We start from the raw sequence: 25,279 nt of genomic DNA, 5'->3' as shown, positions 1-25,279 counted from the left end.
GCGTGGTAATTCGCGTCACACCAATACCCTACTGATTGTTTTCTTCTACTCGCCCTCGGCCGGGACCGAATGCTACTTGGGAGTAACCCCGAGGAGCGGCGCGAGCTGCGTTGCGATGGGATTCAAGTTGAGAGTGTCAGGCATGACCTTCGGCTTGAAATCCCACGGCTGGATCGTGTCCGGATCGGCGAACACGATGCGGTCTGCACTTCGCACACCCGTCACGCTTCCCTGAGGAGCGTCGCAGTTGGCCTTCGTGTTGTACGGGAAGTCCTGCTGGGTGTCGTCGAAGTTCGGGTCCTGCCGCTTCATCTCGGCCAGGATCTCCTGCGTCCCTTCGTAACCGAGTGTGCACGACGGCGGATTGTTGGTCTCCAGGACGATGCCCTGGTGCACCGTGCCGTCGCCGGGGGCCACGGTCGACGCGGACGCCGCGATGGCAGGCAGGAACATCAGGATCGGCCGCAGCGCGATCGCCTGCGGAGCCAGCTTGTCGCCGACCGCGGCGAGGTTCGTCAGGTCGGTGGTGAGACTCGGACCGATCTGGTTCACCAGCAGACCGACCTCGTCGCTCGCCGGAATTCCCTTGTCGATGATCGCGCGGAGATCGGGGTCGCTGGTCCGCAGTTGCGCCGCAACCGCGTCGAGATCCGAACTGAACTGGACGATCGCGGAGGACTGATCGGACTGCGTCGCCAGCACCGTCTGGCTGTCCCGGATGAGGGCCAGCGTCTGCGGGAGGACGTCGAGTCCGTCCTTCGTCAGCGTCGACAGAGAATCCGCGAGTGTCTGCAGATCCTCGCCCTTGCCGTTGAATGCCGTTCCCAGCTGGGTGACGACCGTGCGCAACGAGTCGACCGGAACCGACCGGACCAGACCGTCGGTGGCCATCAGCACCTGCTCGACCGGAACGGGTGTCGACGTGTCGGCCTCGGTGATCACCGAGCCCTGTTCGAGGAACGGCCCCTGGTCGCTGTCGGGCTGAAGGTCCACGTACTGCTCACCGATCGCCGATCGGTTGGCGACGACCGCCTTGGCCGACGCAGGGATGTCGGGCCCACCCGAGGAGATCTTCAACTCGACGTTGATTCCGTCCGCGGTCAGTGACAGGTCGCCGACGCGGCCGACGGGGACACCGCGGTACGTGACCTCGGCGTTGGTGAAGATGCCGCCGGAGTCCTTGAACTGCGCGTTCACGTCGTACTCACCGAACCCGAGCAGGTTGTCGAGGCGGACGTACTTGGCGCCGACGTAGACCAGCCCGAGCATCGCCACGATGGCGAACGCGACGAGCTGGATCCTGACCAGTCGTGACCTCACTGTCCACCCCCGATTCCGAACTGCTCCAGCAGTCCCCCGAGTGGGTTCTGTGGCGACGGCGCTGCGCCGTCCGTCGTGCCGTTCTCTGCGCCACCGTTGCCGGCCGCTGGCGCGGTTCCGGGGAGCCCCGGGATCCGCAGACCCGTCGGGGCGGGGATGATCGGCGGAATCGGCAGCAGCGACACCGTCGGCCACCCCGGCTTCGGTCCGTTGCCGTTGTAGTACGGGTTCGAGGGATCGACGATCGGCTTGGGCTCACCGAACTTCGGCGGCACGTACACCGGGTCGCCCTGACCGACGCCGAGTGCGCTGAGCGCATCGCCGATCTGCAGGTCGACCGTGAGGAACAGGTTGACCGATCCGCCGAGCGCGATCTTCTCGACGCCGTCCGGGAACGGAACGGTCGGGATGAACGCGAGCGAATTGGGCAGGTCGTCGCCCGACTCGGCGAGCGCCTTCAGGGTCGGCCGCAGCGCGAGGAGATCCGCGATCAGATCGTTCTTCGACCTGTTGATCACGTCCGTGCCGACGGTACCGAGCCGGTCCAGTTGCGTGAGCATCTGGGTGAGCTGCGGACGCTGCTCGTTGAGCACTTCGGCGGCGATCGGGAGCTGGTCGAGGATCAGCCCGATCTTCTCGTTCTGTTCGTTCACTCGCGTGGTCAAGGCGTCGAGACCGTCCAGGGCGCGGGTGATGTCGTCGCGCTGCTGATTGAGACCGTCGATGAGCGTGTTCGCCTGCTCGAGAAGTCCCCGGACCCGATCCTCACGCCCGTCGAGTGCGGTGGTCAATTCGTGGACGATCGGCTGCAACTGGCCGACGCCGCCACCGTTGAGCAGCAGCGACAAGGCGCCGAGAACCTGCTCGATCTCCGTGGCGTGCCGGGTGCGATCGAGAGAGATCGTGTCGCCGTCCTCGAGCCGCGCGGGATCCTTGTCCTCCGGCGGTTCGGACAGCTGGACGAACTTCTCGCCGAGCAGGTTGGTCTGCTCGATCGCGGCGACCGCGTTGGCCGCGAGATCGACGGACGAGTCGAGGACGACCTCCACATCCGCCGTCCAGCCGTCCGGCGCCACCTTGATCGATTCGACCCGGCCCACCGGAACACCGTCGACCTTGACCGCGGACTGCGGGACGAGATCGAGGACGTCGTCGAACTGGATCGTCAGGTGCATCGGGTGGTCACCGACATCCGGACCGCCCGGCAGCGGAACTCCGTAAATCCCCTCCGACGAGCAGGATGTCACTGCGATGGCGACGGCGCACGCACCGGCGCCGAGGATTACCGACCGCTTCATTCGCCCTCACCACCCGTTGCACCTTCGAATCGCGGCGACACGACACCCGGCACCGTGCCGGGCGTGACCGTCCGCTGAATGTTGTCGGCACTCATGATCCCGAAGGGAAGCACGAGCGACGGCGTCTTCGCCGATTGCGTGATCTGCGACGTGATGTTGGCGCAGTTGTCGATCAGCGGCTGCATCTGACGTCCGAGTTGCTCGAAGCGCGGATCGCCGGGAACCAGCTTGCCGAGGTCGATCAACTTGCACGCGACACCGGCCGGATCCTGCAGATCCGGGAACGCCAGGCGCGAGGCCAGGTTGCCGGACTCCGCATCGTAGGAGTTGGCCAGGTTGCTGATCGCCAGCGGAAGCAGGGTCAGCGAGTTGACCAGCGACTCGCGGTTGTCCGCGAGGGTCTGCGTCACCGGAACCAGATCGTCCACGTTCTCGGCGAGGATCTCCCGGTTGTCGGCCACGAACTTCGAGACGTCGCCGAGGGCGATCGCCAGCTGGTTCAGGGCGGCACCGAGGTTCTCCCGCTCCCCCGCAAGGAATCCGGACAGGTCGGAGAGCTGCGAGTTGAAGTCGCGGACCTGCTGATCGTTGGCCGCCAGCGCACCCACGAACACCTGGAGGTTCTTCACGGTGTCGAACAGGTCGCCGCGACTCTCGTTGAGTGTGCGGGCGGCGTCGGACAGCTGATTGATGCTCTGCCCCAGCGCCTCTCCGTTTCCGTCGAGGTTGGCCGCGCCGGTCTCGACGAACTGTGACAGCGCGCCTTCCTTGTTCGCCCCGTCCGGGCCGAGAGCGGTGGAGAGCTTCTCGATGCTCGCGTACAGCTCATCCACCTCGACGGGGGTGGCCGTGCGGTCACGCGAAATCACGGCGCCACTCTGCATCTTGTCGCCGCCCGTGTAGGCAGGCGCGAGCTGGATGTAGCGGTCGGACACCACGGACGGCGTGACCTGGGCGGCCTTCGCGTCGGCGGGAATGTCGACGCCACGATCGACGCGCATGTCGACCTTCACCTGGTCGCCCTGCGGTTCGACACCGTCCACGGATCCGACCTTCACACCGAGGATCCGCACGTCGGAACCCTCGTAGATGCCCACCGACTTGTCGAAGTACGCGGTGATCTGCGTGGTGCCTGCGCGGGTGAACACCCACCACAGGGCGCCGGCGATCACCAGCGCGACGATGACGATGCCCGCGATGAGGGCGACCCCGCCGCGACCGCCGCGCTCGGCTCCGTTCTCGACGTCTGCCATCAGTTACCCCCCAACGTGCGGACGGGATCGCGCGGACCGGGAATGTCGGGCAGACCCGGCGGCAGGAGGTTCACCACGACCTGGTCGAACCAGCGACCGTTACCGACCACGTTCGTGTACAGGCGGACGAACGGCTCGTACAGTTTCATCGCCTTGTCCAGGTTCTCGTTGTTGGCCTTGAGGATCTCGACGACACCGTCGAGTTGTTCGAGCGCGGGACCGATGGCGGCCTCGTTGTCGCGCACGAGTCCGGTCAACTGCTGCGACAGCCGCTGAGTTCCGGTGAGCAGCTGGGAAATCGACTGCTGACGGCTGTTGAGCTCACCGAGCAGCAGACCGGCGTCGCTGATCAACCGGTTGAATTCGGCGTTGCGGTCGGCGAGGACCTTGGTGGTCTTGCCGGTCGCGTCGAACAATTTCTGCAGTTCCTGATCGCGGCTGGCGATGGTCTGCGACAGCCTGCTGACACCGTCCAGAGAGGCGCGGATTTCCGTGGGAGTTCCCTCGAACGCCTGCGACAGCGTCACCATGCTCTGCGCGAGCTGATCGGAGTCGATGTCACCCACCGTCTGTGCGGCGGCCGAGAACGCCTCGATCACGTCGTACGGAGACGTGGTGCGATCCAACGGGATCACGTCGCTCGGATTCAGCGTGTCCGAGCCACGGGGGTCGAGGGCGAGATACTTCTGGCCCAGGATCGTCTTGATCTGGATGGACGCCGACGTCTCGTTGCCGACCCACGCATCCGACACCTTGAAGGCGACGTCCACGTGGTCGCCGTCGAGTTCGACGGACGTGACCTTGCCGACCTTGACGCCTGCGATCCGGACCTCGTTGGAGGGCTTGAGCCCCGCCGCCTCGGTGAATTCGGCGTGATAGGTCGATCCGGCGCCGATGAACGGAAGCGAATCGAGGAAGAAAGCCGACAGGGTGGCCAACAGCACCACGAGAATGCCGAGGGCACCCGCCACTGCCGGGCTGCGACGTCTGCTCATCGTGTCTGCAACTCCTGTAGGCCGTCCTGCGTGCACCGTTTCGCCGAGTTCGTATAGAGCGGCTGGTTGACGGTGGGCAGGCCCGTGGGCAGGTTCAGTTGGGGCGCGGTACCTGGTCCTGCGACGATGTCGACTCCACAGAGGTAGAACTGGAACCAGGATCCGTAACTGGCTGCCCGGCCGAGCTTCTCGAGCTTCACCGGAAGCGTCTGGAGAACGCTGTTGACCGTGTCGGAGTTACGGTTCAACGTCGTCGCCAGTGTGTTCAGCGACGTGATGGATTCCTGGATGGACGGTCGGGTGGGTTCGAGCAGGTCGGCCGTCGCGTCGGTGAGTCCCGCGAGGGACGTCACCGCCGAACCGACGGTTCCCCGCTCGTTCGCCAGGCCCGTGACGAGCTGCTGGGTGTTGACGATCAGCGAATCGAGTTGATCGTCACGCTGATTCACCGTGGCCAGCACGTCGTTGAGGTTGTTGATCACCGCACCGATCACCCGATCCTTGTCGGCGACGGTGTTGGTGAGGCTTGCCGTGTTCTTGACGAGCTCGGTGATGGTTCCCGATTCACCCTGGAACACCTGGATGATCTGGTACGACAGCTTGTTCACGTCATCGGCGCTGAGGGTCTGGAACAGCGGACGGAACCCGTCGAACAGCGTGGTGAGGTTGACGGCAGGCTTGGTCCGCTCCATCGGAATGGTGTCGCCGCCGCTCATCTTCATTCCCTGCTGGCCCTCGCCCTGTTCGAGCGCGATGTAGCGCTGCCCCACGAGGTTCCGGAAGCGGATGGTCGCGGTGGTGCCGGCGGGCAGCCAGTCCCGTTCCGCCACGGTGAACTGGACCTCTGCTTCGCGGTCGTCGTGGATCGCGATCTTCTCGACCTGACCCACGCGCACACCGGCGATGCGGACCTCGTCGCCCTCGTTGAGCGAGGTGACGTCCGAGAAGATCGCGTTGAACTTGGTGCCGCCGCCACCACCGAGGTTGGCGATGGTGGCGGCCAGCAGACCGGTCGCCAGGATGGTGACCACGGCGAACACGATCAGCTTGACCAATGGTGCGGTCAGGCCCCTCACTTGAAGCTCACCTCAGTCCCCCTCATGGTCGGCGCGCCGACGAGTGTCGTCCAGCTCGGCACGTCCTCCGGTGCCATGCCCCCGGCCTCGCCGTAGACGACGTCCAACGTGTCCTGCTCCATCTTCGAACCCGCGTAACTTGCGGGCGTGACCTCGGCTCCGTACCCCGGGACCTGATCGGGGACCCCGGCGGGCGCCGGGAGGAAGTCGATGGTCGAGGGGCCGGGATTCCGCGAGGGCACCTGGTAGGCACCGTCGTTGTAGGACGACCCGCCCGGGTACTGCGGGAACTTTCCACCCGGAGCGGTGACGTTGTCGTAGCAAGCCGGTCCACGGTTGTCGAGCAGCCGCGGCTCGTCCTGGTTGGGCACGTAGCGACCCTTCGGATTGACGAACTGCACGCTGGCACGCACACCCGGGTACGGATCGTCCGGTGCCAGCAGTTCTCGGGCGACGGGAGCGGATTTCGCGAAGCCCGCGAACGTGCAGCCGAAGCTCGGCGAGTAACGGCCGAGGATCTGCAGCGCCTCACGCGAATCGGCGGCGATACTGACGATCGATTCGGCGTTGGTCTGCAGGAGATCCGCGGTGCTCGACGCGGTTCCGGTCAGCGACGCGAGCAACGTGGAGATCTCGCCCTGCTTCTCCACCACGGTATTTCCGGTGGTGCGCAGGTTGTCGAGGGCGTTGACCAGGTCGGGTGCCGCCTCGGAATACGTCTGCGAGAAGTCGGCCAGGCCGCGCAGATCCTCCTGGATGGCAGGAAGTTCGGTGTTCAGACCGCCGAAGATTTCCTCGAGACGGTCGAGTGTCAGGCCGAGTTCGGCGCCGCGGCCGCTCAGTCCCTGGGACAACGCGCCGAGCGTGTTCGCCAGGTCCTGCGGCGGAATCGCCTGCAGCAGCGGCAGCAGACCGTCCAGAACCTCGCCGACCTCGACGGCGTTGCCGCTCTTGTCCTGACGCAGCGTGTCGCCGGCCTGGATCGGCGGAGCGGTGTCGCCCTCGGGAACGATCAGCGACACATAGCGCTCACCGAACAGCGTCTTGGGCAGCAGCCGCGCCGTCGCGTTGGACGGAATCAGCTCCGCCTTGTCCGGCTGGATCGCGAGGGCGAGGGTGACCTCGCCCTCCTGGGAGGATGCCGAGCGCACCTCGCCGACGATGAGGCCACGGACCTTCACGTCGGCATTGGGCGGCAGCGCATTTCCGGCGGTATCGGTGAGGAGGTCGATCTTGACGACCTTGGTGAAGGTCTTGTTGAACATGCCGATGGTGAAGGCCAGGAACAACGCGAGGACGAGGAAGAACACCAGCCCCAGCACCCGTCGGCCCACAACAGATGTCGTGTTGCTCATCCGGCCACCCTCACTGTGGTCGTCGTGCCCCAGATGGCGAGGCTCAGGAAGAAGTCGAGAACGGCGATGGTGACGATCGCGGTACGGACCGCCCGGCCCACCGCCACACCCACACCGGCGGGGCCACCCGACGCGTGATAGCCGTAGTAGCAATGGATCAGGATCAGCACGAACGCGAAGATCAGCACTTTCGCGAAGGAATACAGGACGTCCTGCGGTGGCAGGAACAAGTTGAAGTAATGGTCGTACGACCCGGTCGACTGGCCGTTGAATACGGTGCTGATGATGCGGGAAGCGAGATAGGCCGCGAGCAGACCGACGATGTACAGCGGGATGACGGCGACGAATCCCGCAATCATGCGAGTGGTGACCAGGAACGGCACACTCGGCACCGCCATGACCTCCAGCGCGTCGATCTCCTCCGAGATCCGCATGGCGCCGAGCTGCGCGGTGAAACCACAACCGACGGTGGCCGAGAGCGCGAGCGCCGCAACGATCGGCGCGATCTCACGGGTGTTGACGTAGGCCGACAGGAAGCCGGTGAGGACCGAGCTGCCCAGCTGTTCGAGCGCGGCGAAACCCTGCAGTCCGACGACGACGCCGGTGAAGCCGGACATCATCGCGATGACGCCGATGGTGCCGCCGATGACGGCGAGCGCGCCGCTGCCGAACGTGACCTCGGCAAGTAGCCGGAGCACTTCCTTGCGGTAGTGCACGAGAGTGTGGGGCGACCAGGCGATTGCCCTGGCGTAGAACGACATCTGCTCACCGGCCCGGTCGAGCACGTTGAGCGGCGCACGACCGACTCGGCGTGCCGCCATCAGCGTCCGGTCACCGCGTCCCTTGGCGATTGTCATCGGGTCACGATCCCTTCGCCGGAACGATCTGGAGGTACACCATGGTCAGGATCAGGTTCGCGAAGAACAACAACAGGAACGTGATCACCACCGACTGGTTCACGGCGTCACCGACGCCCTTGGGTCCGCCCTTCGGATGGAGGCCCTTGTACGCGGCGATGACACCGGCGATGACACCGAAAACGGCCGCCTTGAGCTCGCCGACCCAGATGTCGGGAAGCTGCGCGAAGGCCGAGAACGATGCCAGGTACGCACCGGGATTACCCCCTTGGAGGATGACGTTGAAGAAGTACCCGCCGGCGATACCGACCACGGACACGAGGCCGTTGAGCAGGATCGCGACGAGAACCATGGCAAGCACCCGAGGCACGACGAGTCGCTGAATCGGGTTGATACCGAGGACTTCCATGGCGTCGATCTCTTCGCGGATCGTTCGCGCACCGAGATCCGCCGTGACGGCCGAGCCCGCAGCCCCGGCCACCAGTAGTGCCGTCACCAGCGGGGAACCCTGCTGGATGACGGCGAGCACGCTGGCCGCTCCCGTGAACGACTCTGCACCGAGCTGCTTGATGAGCGATCCGGTCTGCAGTGACACCACTGCGCCGAACGGAATCGCGACCATTGCCGTCGGCAGGATCGTGACGCTGGCGATGAACCAGGCCTGTTCGATGAACTCGCGGAACTGGAACGGCCGCTTGAACGTGTTTCGTGCGACGTCGACGAAGAGCTCGACGATGTTTCCGGCCTGCGTCAGCGCACCGTTGACCGGCCGCAAGACCGAGCTGCGGGTAACCCCCATCCGATATGCCTACCCTTGCCCGTGAGTGGTGTTTTCGTATCCTTCACCCCGGTATGCGGGGATGACCTGGGTGTCTTCCTGGCTGTATGCGTAGTCGTAGCCCCCGCCGCCGTTTCCGCCGGACGTCTCGTCGAGGCTGTCCTGGATGGCGATCTGGGCGTTCTCCGGCAACGTGTGCATGATGTGCCGGACGCGTTCCTGACGGCGGGCGACGGCCTGCCGGAACGGCATCCCCGGCGTCGCCTTCATCTGCGGGACGATGCCCTCGACGTCGTCGACACCACCGGCGTGGTGACCGGCATCGACCATCGCCTGCTCCTGCGCCATGGTGGCCTCGTCCTTCTCCTCCGACATGCCGATCGGACCGATCATCGTGCCGTTCAGGAACTGCTTGACCACCGGCTCCTCACTGGTGAGCAGCACCTCCCGCGGACCGAACATCACCAGATGCCGGCGGAACAGCATCCCGATGTTGTCCGGCACCGTCCGTGCCAGGTTGATGTTGTGCGAGACGATCAGGATCGTCGCGTCGATCTCGGCGTTGATGTCGATCAACGTCTGCGAGATGTACGTGGTGCGCACCGGGTCCAGACCGGAGTCCGGCTCGTCGACGAGAATGATCTGCGGGTCCAGCACCAGGGCGCGGGCCAGGCCGGCACGCTTGCGCATACCGCCGGAGATCTCGCCGGGCAGCTTGTCCTCGGCCCCGAGCAGGCCGACGAGCTCCATCTTCTCCATGACGATCTTGCGGATCTCGGACTCGGACTTCTTGGTGTGCTCACGCAGCGGGAACGCCACGTTGTCGAACAGGTTCATCGAGCCGAACAGGGCGCCGTCCTGGAACAGCACGCCGAACAGCTTGCGGATCTCGTAGAGCTCCTTGCTGGAGCACTCGAGAATGTTGGTGCCGTCGATCACGATCGAACCCTGCTCCGGGCGGAGCAGACCGATCAGTGACTTCAGAAACACCGATTTACCCGTACCCGACGGCCCGAGCAACGCACTGACCTCACCGGCGGGAAGGGTCAATGTGACGTCCTGCCAGATCCTCTGCGAGCCGAACGACTTGGTCAGTCCCTCGACGGATACCTCGACTCCCACCATTACCTCCGCGACCGTTCGATGCACTCACCCCGTGTGGGTTGGGTCACTCTATCGCATCGACGTGTTACCTGTGACAAGGGATGCTACTCATGAGTAAGGAAGCATGCCAACACCGGGTCCCACTATGCAAAACAACGCGTCTGAACTGGGATAACGGTAGCGAAAATTCTGGTCGCGCGTCCAGCTTTCGGCCAGGAATCTCGACACTCCGAAGCCGTCTGCGGACGCAAAAAGAGGGCCACTCCCCACGGATGGGGAGTGGCCCTCTTCGTCTGCTCGGTGAGCAGCGCGGGAGACCGTCTTACTTGACGGTGATCTTCGCGCCGGCAGCCTCGAGCTTCTCCTTGGCGGCGTCGGCCGCGTCCTTGGCAACCTTCTCCAGGATGGCCTTCGGAGCACCCTCGACGAGGTCCTTGGCTTCCTTCAGGCCGAGGCCGGAAACGACCTCACGGACGACCTTGATGACCTGGATCTTCTTGTCGCCGGCCGACTCGAGGACGACGTCGAACTCGTCCTGCTCCTCAGCAGCCTCGGCGGCAGCCGGTGCTCCGCCTGCAGCGGCAACGGCGACCGGGGCAGCGGCGGTGACCTCGAAGGTCTCCTCGAATGCCTTCACGAACTCCGAGAGCTCGAGGAGGGTGAGCTCCTTGAACTGGTCCAACAACTCTTCGGTGCTGAGCTTCGCCATTGTGGCGGTCCTTCCTGTAAGTCCCATGTCGCTGATCCGCGACCGGGCGGGGTTATAGCAGTGATGCGCGGGTGCGGATCAGCTTTCGGCTGCAGCCTCGGCGGGAGCTTCGGCAGCTCCGCCTTCTGCGGCCTTCTTTTCCTGCAGTGCAGCAGCCAGTCGGGCCACCTGCGAAGCAGGAGCGTTGAACAGGCCTGCGGCCTTTGCCAAGTTGCCCTTCATCGCGCCGGCAAGCTTGGCCAACAGGATCTCGCGGGACTCGAGGTCCGCGATCTTGTTGACCTCGTCCACGGACAGCGCAGCGCCGTCCATGTAGCCGCCCTTGATGATGAGCGCCTTGTTGTCCTTAGCGAAGTTCTTCAGAGCCTTCGCAGCATCGACGGGCTCGCCCTTGATGAATGCAATGGCGGTCGGACCGACGAAAAGGTCATCAAGGCCCTCGACGCCCGCCTCAGCAGCGGCACGCTTGACCAGGGTGTTCTTGGCGACGGAGTAGGTGGCACCTTCTCCGAGAGCGCGTCGCAGTGTCGTGATGTTGCCCACCGTCAGACCACGGTATTCCGTGATCACAGCAGCGGTCGAACCCTTGAACTGCTCGGTGATCTCCGCAACCGCGGAAACCTTCTCAGGCTTTGCCATACTTCGCCTCCTCTCATGACAGTCGTTATCCCACTTCGGAACCGCTGCGCACCGCCGGAATCCCGGAGCACACAATCCACGACATGCAAAACGCCCCGGTGCAGGGCACACGGGGCGTGAAAGGAAACGATACGGTCAGGGCGCGAAGCCACAACCGATACGCATCCCCCTACCTCGTCCTCCTGCGTGGGCCGCCGGACATTCCCGGACTTTCAATCGCACCCTTGCGGGAGCGATCACCAACGGTCTTGGGCAGAACATGATTTGGGGTGAAGTTCAAATACTGCATTGAACTCCGCAGGACAGATTACGGCATGGCCTGCACAACCGCCAAATCGCGGCCGGACCGAGGCTCGCCGAAGTGATCGCCGTCACTGGGCGTGTGGTGGTGTGTCTCAACAGACTAAAGGCGCATCCAATTACCTGTTACGCGGCGTTACATATATAGGCTAGCTTTTTCTCATGACAATCCTCGAAGCCCGGGCCGTCGTGACCGGGTCCCGGACACGCCGCTTCCTCGCGCTCGCCGTGATCTGCCTTGCCGAACTGCTGGTCGTGCTCGACAACACCATCGTCAACGTCGCTCTCCCGTCGATCGGTGTCGAACTCCGCACCAGTGTCAGCGGCCTGCAGTGGGTCGTCGACGCCTACACGCTGACATTCGCCGGCCTGCTCCTGGCGTTCGGCAACCTCGGCGACCGCTACGGTCGCCGCCGCGTCATGGTCATCGGTCTGGTCGGCGTCGCGGTCATGTCGATCGCCGGCGCCAACGCCGAGAGTCTGGGGCAGGTCATCGCGGCCCGCGCGGCGATGGGTGTCTTCGCGGCTGCAGTCTTCCCCGCGACCCTCGCCCTCGTCATCAACATCTTCACCGACGTGCGCGAACGTGCCCTGGCCATCGCCGCCTGGACTGCGATGGCCGGATTCGCGATCGCCATCGGGCCGATGGCAGGCGGGTGGCTGCTCGAGCATTTCAGCTGGCACTCCGTCTTCTGGATCAACGTGCCGATCGCCGTGGTCGCGGCAGCAGCGACGCTGCTCCTGGTGCCGGAATCGCGCGCCTCCGTCATCGGCCGGATGGACCTCGTCGGAATCGCAGCCTCGATCACCGGAATCACCGTCCTCGTGTGGGCGATCATCGAAGCCCCTCACCACGGGTGGACGTCGTCCGTCACCGTCGGCGCCGTCGCCCTCTCGATCGCGGTCCTGATCGGATTCGTCTTCTGGGAGCTGCGCACCGAGCACCCGATCCTCGACCTGCGGCTGTTCCGCAACCGCAGGTTCTCCCTGCCCGCCCTCGCGATCGCCATCGGGTACTTCTCGATGTTCGGCTTCCTGTTCCTCATCACGCAGTACTTTCAGGGCGTCCGCGAGTACACGCCGTTCGAGTTCGGTGTCGCGTCGCTGCCGTTCGCGGTATCCGTGGCGGTCGGCGCCCCTGTCGCAACACTCCTGGCGCAGCGAATCGGGACGACCCCGGTCATCGTGTTCGGCCTCCTCCTCACCGGTGTCGGCCTGTACCTCGGCGGTCAGGTGGCCGTCGACAGCAGCTACTTGACGGACGTCCTCCCGTCGATGGTGTCGATGGCACTCGGCTTGGCCATCGTGCAGGGACCTTCGACCGAGTCGATCATGGCGTCTCTGCCCCTCGACGAGGCCGGAGCAGGCTCCGCCGTGAACGACACGACCAGGGAAATCGGAGGAACGCTCGGTGTCGCCGTGCTCGGATCGATCGTCGCGTCGTACTACGCGACGACGATGAGTCCGCTGCTCGACCGGATTCCGGCCGCATTGATGAACGACGACGAGAAGGGCTTCGCGCGCGCGACGGTCCTGAGTGTGCTCGAGATCCGCAAGCGGGAGATCCCGCCGTTCCTCGAACAGCAGCGTGAGAATCTCATCCTCACCATGAAGACGACGGTCCTGCAGGGGTCGCACACTGCGTCGCTCGTCGCGGCGGGCGCCGTGGTGGTCTGCGCGCTCGTCGTTGCGATCTTCATGCCCTGGGCGCCGGCTCGCACGGACTCCGTGATGCTGGCGTGGCGGAAGAACTCCGAATCGGGAACCGTCGACGAAGACTGATCCCGGAGAAAGCAGTTCGGCCGGTACGGAAGAATTCCGTACCGGCCGAACTGTGTGAAGCGTGACTTACGCGTCGGCATCCTCGAGAAGGTTGCGGGTGCGGTTCGGGTCCACCGGGATGCCCGGGCCGGTGGTGGTCGAAACGGTGACCTTCTTGACGTAGCGGCCCTTCGCGGAGGACGGCTTCGCACGCAGGATCTCGTCCAGCGCGGCGCCGTAGTTCTCCACCAGCTTGGCGTCGTCGAACGATGCCTTGCCGATCACGAAGTGCAGGTTGGCCTGCTTGTCGACGCGGAAGTTGATCTTTCCGCCCTTGATGTCCGCGACAGCCTTCGTGACGTCAGCCGTCACGGTGCCGGTCTTCGGGTTCGGCATCAGGCCACGCGGTCCGAGGACGCGGGCGATGCGGCCGACCTTGGCCATCTGATCGGGAGTCGCGATGGCGGCGTCGAAATCGAGCCATCCACCCTGGATCCGCTCGATGAGGTCCTCGGCGCCGACGGCGTCGGCTCCAGCTGCCTCGGCCTCGGCGGCCTTCTCTCCGACTGCGAACACGATGACGCGGGCGGTCTTACCGGTGCCGTGCGGCAGGTTGACGGTGCCGCGGACCATCTGGTCCGCCTTGCGGGGGTCGACGCCCAGACGGACTGCAACCTCGACGGTCGCGTCCATCTTGCTCGACGACGTCTCCTTCGCCAGCTTCGCAGCCTGCAGCGGGCTGTACAGCTTGTCGAAGTCGATCTTCTCAGCGGCGGCGAGATACGCCTTGCTGCGCTTTGCCATTTCTTCTGTCCTAACTTCTCACCGCAGTGTGTGTCTTGTCTGCGATGGTGAATGGTTCAGTAGTGGTCTGGGCCTGGCCGGCCCTCCCACGCTTTCTTCGACGGCGGTGCCGTCGATCGATCAGGGCTGACTCAGCCGTCGACCGTGATACCCATCGAGCGTGCGGTGCCGGCGATGATCTTCGCGGCCTGCTCGATGTCGTTCGCGTTGAGGTCTTCCTGCTTGGTCTTCGCGATTTCGCGCACCTGATCCATGGTCACGGAAGCAACCTTGGTCTTGTGCGGCTCGCCGGAGCCCTTCTGCACGCCTGCAGCCTTGAGCAGCAGCTTGGCAGCCGGAGGGGTCTTCAGCTTGAAATCGAAGGTCCGGTCTTCGTAGACCGAGATCTCGACCGGCACCACGTTGCCGCGCTGGGACTCAGTCGCCGCGTTGTAGGCCTTGCAGAACTCCATGATGTTCACGCCGTGCTGACCAAGCGCGGGACCCACGGGCGGTGCAGGGTTAGCCTGACCGGCCTGGATCTGAAGCTTGATGAGCCCTGCGAGCTTCTTCTTCTTGGGGGGCATCTCGATTTCCTAATTCTTGCTGGGTGTGTTTCTTGCTACTGCAGTGCAAGTATGTGGCGCTAGATCTTCGCGACCTGCGTGAAGGACAACTCGACCGGGGTCTCACGACCGAAGATCGAGACCAGGACCTTGAGCTTCTGCTGCTCGGCGTTGACCTCACTGATGCTGGCGGGCAGCGTGGCGAACGGGCCGTCCATGACGGTGACCGACTCGCCGACCTCGAAGTCGACCTCGATGAGCGGCTTCGCGAAGCTCTCTCCGCCGGTCTCCCCCGCCGAGACGGTCGCCGCGGCAGCCTGCTTCTTCTGCTCCTGCTGCGGAAGCAGGAACTTGATGACCTCGTTGAGGGTCAGCGGGGACGGACGCGACGTCGCACCGACGAATCCGGTGACGCCGGGCGTGTTGCGCACCGCTCCCCAGGACTCGTCGTTCAGATCCATACGGACCAGGATGTAGCCGGGCAGAACCTTGCGGTTGACCTGCTTGCGCTGTCCGTTCTTGATCTCGGTGACCTCTTCGGTGGGAACTTCCACCTGGAAGATGTAGTCGCCGACGTCGAGGTTCTGAACACGGGTCTCGAGGTTGGCCTTGACCTTGTTCTCGTAGCCCGCGTAGGAGTGAATGACGTACCAGTCACCGGGTGCGCGACGCAGAGCGGCCTTGAGTTCCGCAACGGGATCCTCGGGCTCTTCGGCAGCTACAGCCTCGTCGGCAGCTACAGCCTCGTCGGCAGTCACAGCCTCGTCAGCGGGCGCCTCGTCCGCGACGATCTCGTCGGCCGGGGCGTCCTCGGCAACGTCGTCACCGACGATTTCCGCGGCTTCGGTGCCCTCGTCGGCAGCCTCGACATCCACTTCGGCTGCCGCCTCGGCAGAAACACGCTCTTCGGCCAAAGCCTCATTCGTGTCGTTCTCGGGGGTGCTCACTGGGGCACTCGCTTCCTCTCGTCACTCACATACTTCGGATCCACCGGGGCGGATTCCGTCAACCGAACAACCAGGTGACGCCCTTGATGACCACCAGATCCAACACGCCGATGAACGTCACCATGAACACCACGAAGACCAGGACGACGCTGGTGTAGGTGATCATCTGCTTGCGATTGGGCCAGATGACCTTGCGCAGCTCGGCGATGACCTCGCGGAGGAACCGGCGCAGGCGCTTGAAGATGTTTTCCTTGCGCGGCTTGTCGGCGCGATCCTTCTTCGCCGGCTTGACCTTGGTGGTCGTGTCCGACTTCGACAGTTCCGGTGACTTCACGGAACTCGCGGCGACCTCGGTACCTGCCGGAGAACGACGGCCCTGGCGCTTACCGCTGGGCTTTCCCGAGGGAGTGGCGGAACGCGTGGTGGTGGCGTCGGCCGCGGTGTCGTCGGCACCGTCCGGGCGCGTCGACCCTGAAGTGTCGCCGTCGCGCTTGGCGCGCTCCTCGCTCACGTCGTTCCTCTCAGTCGCTGGCATCCGGGGGCAGGGGCGACAGGACTTGAACCTGCAACCTGCGGTTTTGGAGACCGCTGCTCTGCCAGTTGAGCTACGCCCCTTTGGTCGGGAGAGCTGATCCGAAACTAGCCTCGGACCAATTCTTGACCGACCTCTCTGTGATTACATGACACGCGCGCCACCCTTGCCGGCCATACAGCACCGTAGGGCAGCGCGCAGCGCTGAGTAATCCCAGAAATCTCAGTGTACTTCAAAGCCCCGGAACAAACCCAATCCACCCGGCTGTCAGGCCAGACGGACCGTTGCGGTGGCGCGACCGAAGATCTTCTTTCCCTCGGAGCGCGCCACGATCGCGACTACTGCTGTCTTGCTTTCCTCGTCGAGCGACTTCACCTTACCGGTGTACTCGACCTGCGCGGCCTCGTCCTCCCGGACGTAGACCGAGCTCGTAAAACGAACGTTGTATTCCTTGACGGCACCCGGATCGCCGAGCCACGACGTGACGAAACCGCCGCCTAGACCCATGGTGAGCATTCCGTGCGCGATCACGTTGTCCAGACCGGCGAGCTTGACGACCTCGTCGCTCCAGTGGATCGGGTTGGGATCGCCGGACACGCCCGCGTAGTTGACCAGGTCGCCACGCGTGAGCTTCACGATGCGCTCGGGGAGTTCTTCACCCACCGAGACGTCCTCGAACTTACGAAGCGCCATGCATGATCACGTCCTTGACTGCGTGAGCGATGTTCTCGTCGACCTCGCCACCGGTGCGCGCGACGAGCGTCGTCCACGTGGTCTGGACCAGTTCGTCGTACTGATCGGTGACGATGTTCTTGGTGACGATGATGTCGCTGCCGCCCATCTGACGGAACGACTCCAGGTAGACGTCACAGACCAGACGGTCGCCGACCTTGATCGGCTTGTGGAACTCGAGCCGCTGGTCGGTCTGGAGAATCTGGCTCGGGTCGTAACCCGTGACGATCTCCTTGAAGAGACGCCCCTGGGCGATGATGCCGACGAGCGAGATGAACGTCAGAGGAGCGAGGAGACCGTCGTAGCCGAGGCCCTTCGCGGCTTCCTCGTCGTGGTGAGCGGGGTGCCAGTCCTGCACGGCACGCGCGTACTCGCGCACCTTCTCGCGTCCGACCTCGTAGAAGTCGTCGACGCGGTAGTGGTGCCCGACCATTGCCAGTGCGTGCGCGGCAGGATCAGCAGGAACAGCCTCGGGCACGTATGCCTCTGTCTCTGTCACAGTGTCAGTCACGCGAAAGAACCTCTTCTACCCTTGACGTCAGCGCGTGAGGGCAGCCTAGAGGACTCCCTTCGCGAACGCAGTCCTAGTTCCGGACCGTGTTACTTGGACTCGCGATGCGACTGGTGAGTTCCGCAGTTCGGGCAGAACTTCTTGATCTCCAGGCGATCGGGGTCGTTGCGCCGATTCTTCTTGGTGATGTAGTTGCGGTGCTTGCATACCTCGCAGGCCAAAGTGATCTTGGGCCGAACGTCAGTCGAGGAGGCCACGGGATGCCTTCTTTCGGGTGAATCTGATTACGAACAATCAGGGTGGATCATGCATATTGTGTAGCGGTGACCGGACTTGAACCGGCGACGCAACGATTATGAGTCGTTTGCTCTACCAACTGAGCTACACCGCCTCGGTGTCGAGTGTCGCGCACTGGGCGCTCCACTTCAATCCAGCGAGCCCCCTAACGGAATCGAACCGTTGACCTTTTCCTTACCATGGAAACGCTCTGCCGACTGAGCTAAGGGGGCGTGCTTCGCTCGCACATCGCTGCGCGCTGAAGCCTTGACGAGATTACACAGAGTTCGCGTCCAGAACCAAATTGCCTGGTCAGCGGCTTTCGTATGTCGCTGCGCCCGACAGTTCGGGTGCGCAAGCCAGGCTAGAGACCTGCGATCGACCTCGGGGAGCCCGCCGACATCCACCCAGCCTGTCGCGACGAAGGCCATCCAGGACATCCGGACGCGAAATTCGATGGACTCGACGATCCCCGCGACCGTACCTTCGGCCGGTCCAAGGGTTCGCGTCCGGCACCGGGGTCGACATCAGCGCGGCCTTCATCGGCGCCGCCCGCGCGCGGGCCGTCGAGCTGGGCGTGGCCGACCGGGCCTGATTCGTGCACGGGGACGCGTCAGGCCACGTCGCCGACGATCGCAAGGACGACCTTCTCCCGCTGCCGGAATTGCTCGAGCAGTTCCGCGACCTGCGCTGCGACGTCGTGGACATGGTTCTGGCCGACCAGGACAGCTGGGATCGGTACGTCGCTGCGCAGTGGCTCGACATCCGCCGTTGGCTCGACGCCAACCCCGACGACGAGCCGGCCGACGACATGCGCGCGGAACTTGACGCGGCTCCCGCCCAGCACGCCAGGTACCAGCGCGAATACCTCGGGTGGGGAGTGTTCGTCCTGATGAACCGCTGACACACCACTCCACGCGGGCAGACCGGGATGCCGGCCGGGCACCCGGTCTCGTCCACGAACGACAGAACCCCGGTGAGCTGTCGCTCACCGGGGTTCTGTGTGTGGCAGATGTAGGATTCGAACCTACGTAGGCATAAGCCGACGGATTTACAGTCCGCTCCCATTGGCCGCTCGGGCAATCTGCCGGGGTTGCACGAGGAGCGCGAAATCTGTGCGAAATCGCTCTCCGCTGCGGAAAGAAGAATACAACGAACGGCCCCCCGTTTTGCAAACCGGGTGGATACGGGCGGTTGCGAACCGATAGCGTCGAATCTGCTCGCCGGCATTCGGCGAGCCCCCGGCCGGGTCGCGGCGGGGAGAACTAGACGAAACCGGGAGTGTGAAGTGGCTGATTCGTCCTTCGATGTGGTGAGCAAGGTGGAGCGTCAAGAGGTGGACAACGCCCTGCATCAGGCCGGCAAGGAGCTGTCGACCCGGTTCGACTTCCGGAACACGGGAGCCTCGATCGAATGGTCCGGCGAGGAAACCATCACCCTGACCGCCGACACCGAGGAGCGACTGCTCGCCGCCCTGGACGTCTTCAAGGAGAAACTGATCCGGCGTGACATCTCCCTGAAGGCGTTCGACGCGGGTGAGCCGGCGCAGTCCGGGAAGATCTACAAGCTGTCGGGCAGCCTCGTTCAGGGCATCACCACGGAGAACGCCAAGAAGATCACCAAGAAGATCCGCGACGAGGGCCCCAAGGGCGTCAAGGCGCAGATCCAGGGTGACGAACTGCGGGTGAGCAGCAAGAAGCGCGACGACCTGCAGGCCGTCATCTCGCTGCTGAAGGGCGAGGACTTCGGGATCGCGCTGCAGTTCGTGAACTACCGGTAGGCGCTCCGCGCCCGTGCGCGGTTCACGAGTCCCTGCACTCGTCAACCGCGCACGGGCGGCGAAGCCGCCTACATGCCCGCCATCCGCTCGAGCCGCTCGATCCGGTCGGCCATCGGCGGGTGGGTGGAGAACATCCGGCTCATCTTCTCGCCGGTGCGGAACGGGTTGGCGATCATCAGGTGCGACTGCGCGGCCAGCTGAGGCTCCGGCGGCAGCGGCGCGGCCTGAGTGCCCTGCTCCAGCTTCCGCAGCGCGGACGCCAGCGCCAGGGGGTCGCCCGTGAGCTCTGCGCCCGACTGGTCGGCCTGGTACTCCCGGGACCGCGACACCGCGAGTTTGACGACGGTCGCGGCAATCGGCCCGAGCAGCGACACCAGGAGCAGCGCGATCGGGTTGGCGCCCTGTCCCCCGCCGCGTCCGCCGAACATGTTGGCGAACATGGCGAAGTTCGCGAGTCCCGACACGACGGCGGCCATGGCGCCGGCGACGGAGGAAATCAGGATGTCGCGGTTGTAGACGTGCGACAGCTCGTGTCCGAGCACGGCCCGCAACTCTCGTTCGTTGAGAATCTGCAGAATGCCGCTCGTGACGCACACGGCGGCGTGCCGCGGACTGCGCCCGGTGGCGAACGCGTTGGGCGCGGCGGTGGGGCTGATGTAGAGCCGCGGCATCGGCTGGTGCGCGGTGGTGGCCAGTTCCCGGACGATGCGGTAGATGACCGGTGCCTGCACCTCGGTGATCGGCTGGGCGTGCATGGCCTTGAGGGCCATCTTGTCGCTGTTGAAATACACGTACGCGTTCATTCCGACCGCGAACACGATCGCCAGCAGCAGGATGGTGGGGTTGCGGAACAACGCACCGATGAACACGATCAGCGCCGACATGCCGACCAACAGAACCAGAGTCTTCGCCCCGTTTGCGTAGCGCACGTCACGCCTTCCTTGTCGTTGTCACCCGATCACGTCGCCCGAATTTCGGGATCTTGATCATTCAACGAAACACGGCGGCGGGACGGTTCCCGCTCGGACGACGAGAATCGGGTGAAGACGAGTTCAGGTACTGACGATACGGCTCAGCCGACGCGCTCGATCGTGTAATCGACGAGCTTCACGAGGGCGTCGTTGGCGGGGCCCTGCGGCAGTTCGGCGAGCTGCGCGCGTGCCTGGACCGCGAACTCCTCCAGCTTCGCCTTGGCGGCGGCCATGCCGGGTGACCGTTCGAGGAGCGCGAGCGCCTCCGCGACGTCGTCGTCGTTGGTGACGGGACCGTCGAGGAGAACCCGGAGACGATCGGCGTCGGGTCCCTCGTCGCGCAGCGCGTACAGGACGGGCAGCGTGTGGACGCCTTCACGCAGGTCGGTTCCGGGTGTCTTGCCGGACTGGGCGGACACCGAGGAGATGTCGATGATGTCGTCGGAGATCTGGAATGCGGTGCCCACGGCGTCGCCGAGGCGTTCGAGCCGCTTCACGTGGTCGGCGTCCGCACCGGAGAAGGTGCCGCCGAAGCGTCCGCACGCCGCGATGAGCGAGCCCGTCTTCTCCCACACGACCTTGAGGTAGTGCTCGACCGGATCCTGCTCGCCGCGAAGCCCGATCGTCTCGCGCATCTGGCCCGTGACGAGTTCGGCGAACGTCTCGGCGATGATGCGCACCGCCTCGGGTCCCAGCGTCGAGACGAGACGGGACGCGTGCGCGAACAGATAGTCGCCGGCGAGGATCGCAACACTGTTGCCCCACCGCGAGTTCGCGCTGGGTGCACCGCGGCGCATCGACGCCTCGTCCATCACGTCGTCGTGGTAGAGCGTGGCGAGGTGGACCAGCTCGACGACGGTGGCCGCAGTGACCACCGACGGGTCGGAGGCCTTCGGTCCGAGCTGGGCGGTGAGCACCGTGAACAGCGGGCGGAAACGCTTGCCTCCCGCCTTCGCGAGATGCAACGCCGCCTCCGTGAGGAAGTCCTCCCCGTCGGAGAGCTCACTGACCAGCAGTTCCTCGACTTGCTTCAGTCCTTCACGGACCGTGGCAGCGAGCTGCGGGTCGCCGAGATCGATCCCGGCGACCGTAGTGCCCACTACAGCGTCGGCAGCGGTGTGTGCTGCGCCCTCGGTGCTCACGTTCTCAGTACCCATTCCTGTCGTCAGTGACGGCTCGGTTCCCGCGCCGTCGGTGGCGGCTCGGCTACCACGGTAGTGAACCTAGCGGTTCCGCTGCCCGTCGGCCTCGCCGCGGTCGCATAGCGAAGCCTGACAGGATGTAGGTGTGGTCGCAGCAGAACAGTCGCCCGCGGGATCCCCGCTTCCCACCGCCACCGATGTCCTGGTCATCGGTGCTGGTCCGGCCGGTTCCTCGGCTGCCGCGTGGGCGGCACGCGCGGGACGTGATGTCGTCCTCGCCGACGCGGCGGTGTTTCCCCGCGACAAGACGTGTGGCGACGGACTCACCCCGCGTGCCGTCGCCGAGCTCGACCATCTCGGTCTCGGCGACTGGGTGCGGTCGAAGGGGACCAACCGCGGGCTGAGGCTCAGTGGGTTCGGTCACGAGCTCGAGCTCGAGTGGCCGGGCAGGTCGTTCCCGGCCGTCGGCAGCGCGGTGGCCCGCACCGAGCTGGACGACAGGATCCGTGCCACCGCCGTCGACGCGGGGGCCGTCATGGTGCAGGGCGCCAAGGCGATCGGCGTGGAACGGGACGGCGATCGGGTGACGGCGGTGACGCTGAAGACGTCCGACGGAACCCACACCATCGGCTGCCGGACGCTGATCGTCGCCGACGGCGTCCGGTCCACGCTGGGCAAGCAACTGGGTCGGGAATGGCACCGGGACACGGCCTACGGTGTGGCCGCCCGCGCCTACATCGCCACCGACCGCAGCGCCGACCCGTGGATCACCTCGCACCTCGAACTGCGGGACGAAGCGGGGACGCTGCAGTCGGGCTACGGCTGGGTGTTCCCCCTCGGCACCGGAGAGGTGAACATCGGCGTCGGCACCCTCGCCACCGCCAAACGTCCGGCCCCGGGTGCGCTGCGACCGCTGCTCGACCTGTACACGGCGCAACGCCGCGACGAATGGAACTGGGACGGCGAGCTGCGCGCGGTCGCGTCGGCGCTGCTGCCGATGGGCGGTGCGGTGTCGCACATCGCGGGCCGGAACTGGGCGATCATCGGCGACGCGGCGGCATGCGTGAATCCGCTGAACGGCGAGGGCATCGATTACGGGCTCGAAGGCGGGCGCCTGGTTGCGGAGATCCTCGACGCCGACGACCTGACGGAGCTGTGGCCCTCGATTCTCCGGGAGCGGTACGGCCGGGCGTTCTCCGTGGCGCGGCGACTCGCCGGGCTGCTGACCGTCCCCCGGGTTCTGCCCGCGTCCGGTCCGGTGGCGATGCGGTCCCGGGCACTGATGACCGTCGCGGTCCGGGTCATGGGCAACCTCGTCACCGAGGAGGACAGCGACCTCACCGCCCGCGCGTGGCGGGCGTCCGGTCTGCTGTCGCAGAAGGTCGACTCGCGACCGCTGTTCGGCTGACGTTCAGCGGGTGGCGCGGTGCAGGGCAACCACGCCGCCGGTGAGGTTGCGCCACTGCACGTTCCGCCACCCGGCCGCCTCGATGCGCAGCGCGAGTTCCTGCTGAGTCGGCCAGGCGCGGATGGACTCCGCGAGGTACACGTAGGCGTCGGGGTTGCTGCTGACGGCGCGCGCGACCCGCGGCAGCGCCTTCATCAGGTACTCCATGTAGACGGTGCGGAACGGCCCGAACACCGGGGTCGAGAACTCGCTCACGACGAGACGCCCGCCGGGCTTGGTGACGCGGGCGATCTCGCGGAGACCGGCGTCGAAGTCGGAGACGTTGCGCAGCCCGAAGGAGATCGTCGCGGCGTCGAACACGGCGTCGGCGTACGGCAGGTGCATCGCGTCGCCCGCGACCATCGGGACGTCGCGTCCGCTGCCGGCCTGCAGCATCCCCTTGGAGAAATCGGTGGCCACACACCACGCACCCGACCGTCCGAGCTCGACGGTCGACACTCCGGTCCCCGCCGCGAGGTCGAGAACGCGCTCGCCCGGCTTCAGGGCCAGGGCCGAGCGCGTCGCCTTGCGCCAACTGCGATCCTGACCGAACGACAGGATCGTGTTGGTGAGGTCGTAGCGCTTCGCGACGCCGTCGAACATCGACGCGACCTCGTGCGGATCCTTTTCGAGCGACGCCCGCGAACCGTGTGTAGTTGCCACGCCCGAAACGCTACCAACCGCGCCCGGCGCCGATGTCGGCGCCGGGCGTGGTGGCGAGGCGGTCACTTCTTGGAGACCCGCACCAGCTTCTTGTTGACGAATTCGTCCATCCCCCACGGACCGAGTTCGCGGCCGACGCCGGAGCGCTTGACGCCGCCGAACGGCAACCCGGGGAGCGTCGTGCCGTGTTCGTTGACGAAGGCCATGCCGACGTCGAGCCGGTCGGCGACCTCACGTGCCCCGTCGAGGTCGGTGCTCCACACCGAACCGCTGAGACCGTAGGAGGAGGAGTTGGCGAGTTCCACGGCTTCGTCGGCGGTGGCGACCTTGTAGACGACGCCGACCGGCCCGAACAGTTCCTCGCTGTACGCCCGCATCTCGGGGGTCACGTCGACGAGGAGCGTCGGTTCGACGTATGAGCCGGGACCGTCGATCTTCTTCCCGCCAGCGAGGAGCGTCGCGCCCTTGGCGATGGCGTCCTCGATCTGCTCGATCAGCGAATCCGCGGCACTCTGCGAGGACAGCGGCCCGAGGACGGTCTTCGCGTCGAGCGGATCGCCGGTCGGTGTGGCCTTGAACGACTCGGCGAGCTTCGAGACGAACTCGTCGTAGTTCGGCTCGGTCACGATGAAACGTTTGGGCGAGTTGCAGGCCTGGCCCGCGTTGGACAGGCGGGCACGGGTCGCGGTCTTGACCGTGGCGTCCATGTCGTTGGTGTCGAGGACGACGAACACGTCGGACCCGCCGAGTTCGAGCACCACCTTCTTGAGGTTGCGGCCCGCCGTCTCGGCGACACTGGTCCCGGCCCGCTCACTGCCGGTGAGAGAGACACCCTGAACACGCGGATCCGCGATCATGTCGGCGATCTGCTCGTTGGTGGCGAACACGTTGATGTACGCGTCCTCGGGGAGACCGGCCTGCCGGAAGATCTCCTCCATCAGCAGCGCCGACTGCGGACAGTTCGGGGCGTGCTTGAGCAGCACGGTGTTGCCGAGCATGAGGTTCGGCGCCGCGAAACGGGCCACCTGGTAGTACGGGTAGTTCCACGGCATCACGCCGACGAGCGCACCGATCGGCCTGCGGTAGACCACGGATTCGTCCGCGCCCGGCACGTCGAGCCGTTCCGCCTCGAGCAGCGCGGGACCGTTGTCCGCGTAGTAGCGGTAGATCGCCGAGGAGAGCTTGACTTCGCCTTTGGCCTCCCGGACGGGTTTGCCCATCTCGAGGGCGATCATCCGCGCCAGTTCGTCCTCGCGCTCCGCGTAGAGATCGGCGGTCCGGCCCAGAATCCGGGCACGTTCCTCGGCGGGGGTCGTCCGCCAGTCGAGATATCCGCTGTGGGCGCGGGAGAGCGCCGCCTCCACTCCTGCATCGTCCAAGGTCGTGAATTCCCGGACGGTTTCACCGGTCGCGGGATTGACAGTCTTGTACTTGGCCATACCTGGGCAACGACGAGACGCCCCCTGCAAGTTCCCGCGGCTACC

26 protein-coding genes and 4 tRNA genes are annotated in these 25,279 nt (G+C 65.3%); 4 read left to right on the top strand and 26 right to left on the bottom strand.

The features are described 5' to 3' along the window. Window positions 1-72: 72 nt before the first annotated feature. The 11 genes from WKC72_RS13140 to rplJ form a co-directional block, all read right to left on the bottom strand. A complete protein-coding gene (locus tag WKC72_RS13140; RefSeq protein ID WP_037233524.1) occupies window positions 73-1,320 on the bottom strand; it encodes an MCE family protein in 1,248 nt (415 codons plus the stop codon). Next, entirely contained in the window at window positions 1,317-2,618 is a 1,302-nt protein-coding gene (locus tag WKC72_RS13135; RefSeq protein ID WP_037233520.1) for an MCE family protein, read from the bottom strand. Before WKC72_RS13135 ends, WKC72_RS13140 begins: the two co-directional genes overlap by 4 nt. Beyond that, window positions 2,615-3,871: an MCE family protein gene (locus tag WKC72_RS13130; RefSeq protein ID WP_112301799.1), complete on the bottom strand. Its 1,257-nt coding sequence runs from the start codon at window positions 3,869-3,871 to the stop codon at window positions 2,615-2,617. Before WKC72_RS13130 ends, WKC72_RS13135 begins: the two co-directional genes overlap by 4 nt. Further along, window positions 3,871-4,866 carry an MCE family protein gene (locus tag WKC72_RS13125; RefSeq protein ID WP_005564073.1) on the bottom strand — a complete coding sequence of 332 codons (996 nt, stop codon included), beginning with the start codon at window positions 4,864-4,866 and terminating at the stop codon, window positions 3,871-3,873. The genes WKC72_RS13130 and WKC72_RS13125 overlap by 1 nt, the downstream gene beginning before the upstream one ends. Then, window positions 4,863-5,942, bottom strand: a complete 1,080-nt coding sequence (locus WKC72_RS13120; RefSeq protein WP_037233517.1) for an MCE family protein — start codon at window positions 5,940-5,942, stop codon at window positions 4,863-4,865. The genes WKC72_RS13125 and WKC72_RS13120 overlap by 4 nt, the downstream gene beginning before the upstream one ends. Continuing rightward, window positions 5,939-7,297 (bottom strand): MCE family protein, encoded by a 1,359-nt coding sequence (locus WKC72_RS13115; protein WP_037233514.1) that lies wholly within the window; start codon window positions 7,295-7,297, stop codon window positions 5,939-5,941. The genes WKC72_RS13120 and WKC72_RS13115 overlap by 4 nt, the downstream gene beginning before the upstream one ends. Then, window positions 7,294-8,154 carry an ABC transporter permease gene (locus WKC72_RS13110; RefSeq protein ID WP_025433123.1) on the bottom strand — a complete coding sequence of 287 codons (861 nt, stop codon included), beginning with the start codon at window positions 8,152-8,154 and terminating at the stop codon, window positions 7,294-7,296. The genes WKC72_RS13115 and WKC72_RS13110 overlap by 4 nt, the downstream gene beginning before the upstream one ends. Before the next feature lie 4 nt (window positions 8,155-8,158). After that, the gene (locus WKC72_RS13105; RefSeq protein ID WP_005252107.1) at window positions 8,159-8,953 is read right to left on the bottom strand and encodes an ABC transporter permease; all 795 of its coding nucleotides are present in this window, start codon (window positions 8,951-8,953) and stop codon (window positions 8,159-8,161) included. Between the two features lie 9 nt (window positions 8,954-8,962). Then, entirely contained in the window at window positions 8,963-10,057 is a 1,095-nt protein-coding gene (locus WKC72_RS13100; protein WP_037233512.1) for an ABC transporter ATP-binding protein, read from the bottom strand. Between the two features lie 301 nt (window positions 10,058-10,358). Further along, the gene (gene rplL, locus WKC72_RS13095) at window positions 10,359-10,745 is read right to left on the bottom strand and encodes a 50S ribosomal protein L7/L12 (RefSeq protein ID WP_005252104.1); all 387 of its coding nucleotides are present in this window, start codon (window positions 10,743-10,745) and stop codon (window positions 10,359-10,361) included. A 78-nt stretch (window positions 10,746-10,823) separates the two neighbouring features. Continuing rightward, complete coding sequence (rplJ, locus tag WKC72_RS13090) at window positions 10,824-11,384, bottom strand: 50S ribosomal protein L10 (protein WP_005252102.1); 561 nt, start codon at window positions 11,382-11,384, stop codon at window positions 10,824-10,826. Between the two features lie 462 nt (window positions 11,385-11,846). On the opposite strand from rplJ, the gene WKC72_RS13085 reads away from it, so the two are divergent. Next, window positions 11,847-13,466: an MFS transporter gene (locus tag WKC72_RS13085; protein WP_112301798.1), complete on the top strand. Its 1,620-nt coding sequence runs from the start codon at window positions 11,847-11,849 to the stop codon at window positions 13,464-13,466. Between the two features lie 66 nt (window positions 13,467-13,532). Here WKC72_RS13085 and rplA read toward each other — a convergent pair whose 3' ends face one another. The 10 genes from rplA to WKC72_RS13035 all read right to left on the bottom strand — a co-directional run bounded on the left by rplA (window position 13,533) and on the right by WKC72_RS13035 (window position 18,025). Beyond that, the gene (gene rplA / locus WKC72_RS13080) at window positions 13,533-14,249 is read right to left on the bottom strand and encodes a 50S ribosomal protein L1 (protein ID WP_005252097.1); all 717 of its coding nucleotides are present in this window, start codon (window positions 14,247-14,249) and stop codon (window positions 13,533-13,535) included. A gap of 131 nt (window positions 14,250-14,380) precedes the next feature. Beyond that, window positions 14,381-14,815, bottom strand: a complete 435-nt coding sequence (gene rplK / locus WKC72_RS13075) for a 50S ribosomal protein L11 (RefSeq protein ID WP_005252095.1) — start codon at window positions 14,813-14,815, stop codon at window positions 14,381-14,383. A gap of 59 nt (window positions 14,816-14,874) precedes the next feature. Continuing rightward, complete coding sequence (gene nusG, locus WKC72_RS13070; RefSeq protein ID WP_037233508.1) at window positions 14,875-15,741, bottom strand: transcription termination/antitermination protein NusG; 867 nt, start codon at window positions 15,739-15,741, stop codon at window positions 14,875-14,877. Between the two features lie 58 nt (window positions 15,742-15,799). Further along, window positions 15,800-16,252, bottom strand: a complete 453-nt coding sequence (secE, locus tag WKC72_RS13065; protein ID WP_037233495.1) for a preprotein translocase subunit SecE — start codon at window positions 16,250-16,252, stop codon at window positions 15,800-15,802. A gap of 31 nt (window positions 16,253-16,283) precedes the next feature. Continuing rightward, a tRNA-Trp gene (locus WKC72_RS13060) sits at window positions 16,284-16,356 on the bottom strand. 184 nt (window positions 16,357-16,540) lie between these two features. Next, window positions 16,541-16,966 carry a (3R)-hydroxyacyl-ACP dehydratase subunit HadB gene (gene hadB / locus WKC72_RS13055; RefSeq protein WP_005252091.1) on the bottom strand — a complete coding sequence of 142 codons (426 nt, stop codon included), beginning with the start codon at window positions 16,964-16,966 and terminating at the stop codon, window positions 16,541-16,543. Next, window positions 16,953-17,516, bottom strand: coding sequence for a (3R)-hydroxyacyl-ACP dehydratase subunit HadA (gene hadA, locus WKC72_RS13050; RefSeq protein WP_009474668.1), 564 nt, complete (start codon window positions 17,514-17,516; stop codon window positions 16,953-16,955). Before hadA ends, hadB begins: the two co-directional genes overlap by 14 nt. An 89-nt stretch (window positions 17,517-17,605) precedes the next feature. Then, window positions 17,606-17,773, bottom strand: a complete 168-nt coding sequence (rpmG, locus tag WKC72_RS13045) for a 50S ribosomal protein L33 (protein ID WP_005252089.1) — start codon at window positions 17,771-17,773, stop codon at window positions 17,606-17,608. A 61-nt stretch (window positions 17,774-17,834) separates the two neighbouring features. Then, window positions 17,835-17,907: transfer RNA gene (locus WKC72_RS13040), tRNA-Met, on the bottom strand. 45 nt (window positions 17,908-17,952) lie between these two features. After that, a tRNA-Thr gene (locus tag WKC72_RS13035) sits at window positions 17,953-18,025 on the bottom strand. A 365-nt stretch (window positions 18,026-18,390) separates the two neighbouring features. On the opposite strand from WKC72_RS13035, the gene WKC72_RS13030 reads away from it, so the two are divergent. Next, a complete protein-coding gene (locus WKC72_RS13030; protein ID WP_245973446.1) occupies window positions 18,391-18,696 on the top strand; it encodes a hypothetical protein in 306 nt (101 codons plus the stop codon). Window positions 18,697-18,798: 102 nt separating this feature from the next. Here the strand turns inward: WKC72_RS13030 and WKC72_RS13025 are convergent. Beyond that, window positions 18,799-18,881 (bottom strand) — tRNA-Tyr (locus tag WKC72_RS13025). Window positions 18,882-19,080: 199 nt separating this feature from the next. Here WKC72_RS13025 and WKC72_RS13020 point away from each other — a divergent pair. Beyond that, window positions 19,081-19,572: a YajQ family cyclic di-GMP-binding protein gene (locus WKC72_RS13020; RefSeq protein WP_007298080.1), complete on the top strand. Its 492-nt coding sequence runs from the start codon at window positions 19,081-19,083 to the stop codon at window positions 19,570-19,572. Window positions 19,573-19,640: 68 nt separating this feature from the next. Here WKC72_RS13020 and htpX read toward each other — a convergent pair whose 3' ends face one another. Beyond that, window positions 19,641-20,501 carry a zinc metalloprotease HtpX gene (gene htpX / locus WKC72_RS13015; RefSeq protein WP_037233493.1) on the bottom strand — a complete coding sequence of 287 codons (861 nt, stop codon included), beginning with the start codon at window positions 20,499-20,501 and terminating at the stop codon, window positions 19,641-19,643. A gap of 143 nt (window positions 20,502-20,644) precedes the next feature. After that, entirely contained in the window at window positions 20,645-21,700 is a 1,056-nt protein-coding gene (locus tag WKC72_RS13010; RefSeq protein WP_016882791.1) for a polyprenyl synthetase family protein, read from the bottom strand. Window positions 21,701-21,830: 130 nt separating this feature from the next. Between WKC72_RS13010 and WKC72_RS13005 the strand changes: the two genes are divergently transcribed. Beyond that, window positions 21,831-23,093, top strand: a complete 1,263-nt coding sequence (locus WKC72_RS13005) for a geranylgeranyl reductase family protein (RefSeq protein WP_370182846.1) — start codon at window positions 21,831-21,833, stop codon at window positions 23,091-23,093. A gap of 3 nt (window positions 23,094-23,096) precedes the next feature. On the opposite strand, the gene WKC72_RS13000 is transcribed toward WKC72_RS13005, so the two are convergent. Together WKC72_RS13000 and WKC72_RS12995 are read right to left on the bottom strand one after the other, a co-directional pair. After that, window positions 23,097-23,795 carry a demethylmenaquinone methyltransferase gene (locus WKC72_RS13000; RefSeq protein WP_037233487.1) on the bottom strand — a complete coding sequence of 233 codons (699 nt, stop codon included), beginning with the start codon at window positions 23,793-23,795 and terminating at the stop codon, window positions 23,097-23,099. A gap of 62 nt (window positions 23,796-23,857) precedes the next feature. Beyond that, window positions 23,858-25,234 (bottom strand): NAD-dependent succinate-semialdehyde dehydrogenase, encoded by a 1,377-nt coding sequence (locus WKC72_RS12995; RefSeq protein ID WP_037233484.1) that lies wholly within the window; start codon window positions 25,232-25,234, stop codon window positions 23,858-23,860. Window positions 25,235-25,279: the final 45 nt, after the last annotated feature.

This window comes from Rhodococcus wratislaviensis (assembly GCF_041228765.1).
GTDB classification, from domain to species: Bacteria; Actinomycetota; Actinomycetes; order Mycobacteriales; family Mycobacteriaceae; genus Rhodococcus_F; species Rhodococcus_F wratislaviensis.
This window is presented reverse-complemented; position numbering and strand designations above follow the sequence as displayed.

Excerpts from the sequence above, each read along its gene's own strand:
- WKC72_RS13135 (WP_037233520.1), bottom strand. The coding sequence starts at position 2,618 with ATGAAGCGGTCGGTAATCCTCGGCGCCGGTGCGTGCGCCGTCGCCATC.
- WKC72_RS13130 (WP_112301799.1), bottom strand. The coding sequence starts at position 3,871 with ATGGCAGACGTCGAGAACGGAGCCGAGCGCGGCGGTCGCGGCGGGGTC.
- WKC72_RS13125 (WP_005564073.1), bottom strand. The coding sequence starts at position 4,866 with ATGAGCAGACGTCGCAGCCCGGCAGTGGCGGGTGCCCTCGGCATTCTC.
- WKC72_RS13115 (WP_037233514.1), bottom strand. The coding sequence starts at position 7,297 with ATGAGCAACACGACATCTGTTGTGGGCCGACGGGTGCTGGGGCTGGTG.
- WKC72_RS13110 (WP_025433123.1), bottom strand. The coding sequence starts at position 8,154 with ATGACAATCGCCAAGGGACGCGGTGACCGGACGCTGATGGCGGCACGC.
- WKC72_RS13105 (WP_005252107.1), bottom strand. The coding sequence starts at position 8,953 with ATGGGGGTTACCCGCAGCTCGGTCTTGCGGCCGGTCAACGGTGCGCTG.
- WKC72_RS13100 (WP_037233512.1), bottom strand. The coding sequence starts at position 10,057 with ATGGTGGGAGTCGAGGTATCCGTCGAGGGACTGACCAAGTCGTTCGGC.
- rplL (WP_005252104.1), bottom strand. The coding sequence starts at position 10,745 with ATGGCGAAGCTCAGCACCGAAGAGTTGTTGGACCAGTTCAAGGAGCTC.
- rplJ (WP_005252102.1), bottom strand. The coding sequence starts at position 11,384 with ATGGCAAAGCCTGAGAAGGTTTCCGCGGTTGCGGAGATCACCGAGCAG.
- WKC72_RS13085 (WP_112301798.1), top strand. The coding sequence starts at position 11,847 with ATGACAATCCTCGAAGCCCGGGCCGTCGTGACCGGGTCCCGGACACGC.
- rplA (WP_005252097.1), bottom strand. The coding sequence starts at position 14,249 with ATGGCAAAGCGCAGCAAGGCGTATCTCGCCGCCGCTGAGAAGATCGAC.
- rplK (WP_005252095.1), bottom strand. The coding sequence starts at position 14,815 with ATGCCCCCCAAGAAGAAGAAGCTCGCAGGGCTCATCAAGCTTCAGATC.
- hadB (WP_005252091.1), bottom strand. The coding sequence starts at position 16,966 with ATGGCGCTTCGTAAGTTCGAGGACGTCTCGGTGGGTGAAGAACTCCCC.
- WKC72_RS13010 (WP_016882791.1), bottom strand. The coding sequence starts at position 21,700 with ATGGGTACTGAGAACGTGAGCACCGAGGGCGCAGCACACACCGCTGCC.
- WKC72_RS12995 (WP_037233484.1), bottom strand. The coding sequence starts at position 25,234 with ATGGCCAAGTACAAGACTGTCAATCCCGCGACCGGTGAAACCGTCCGG.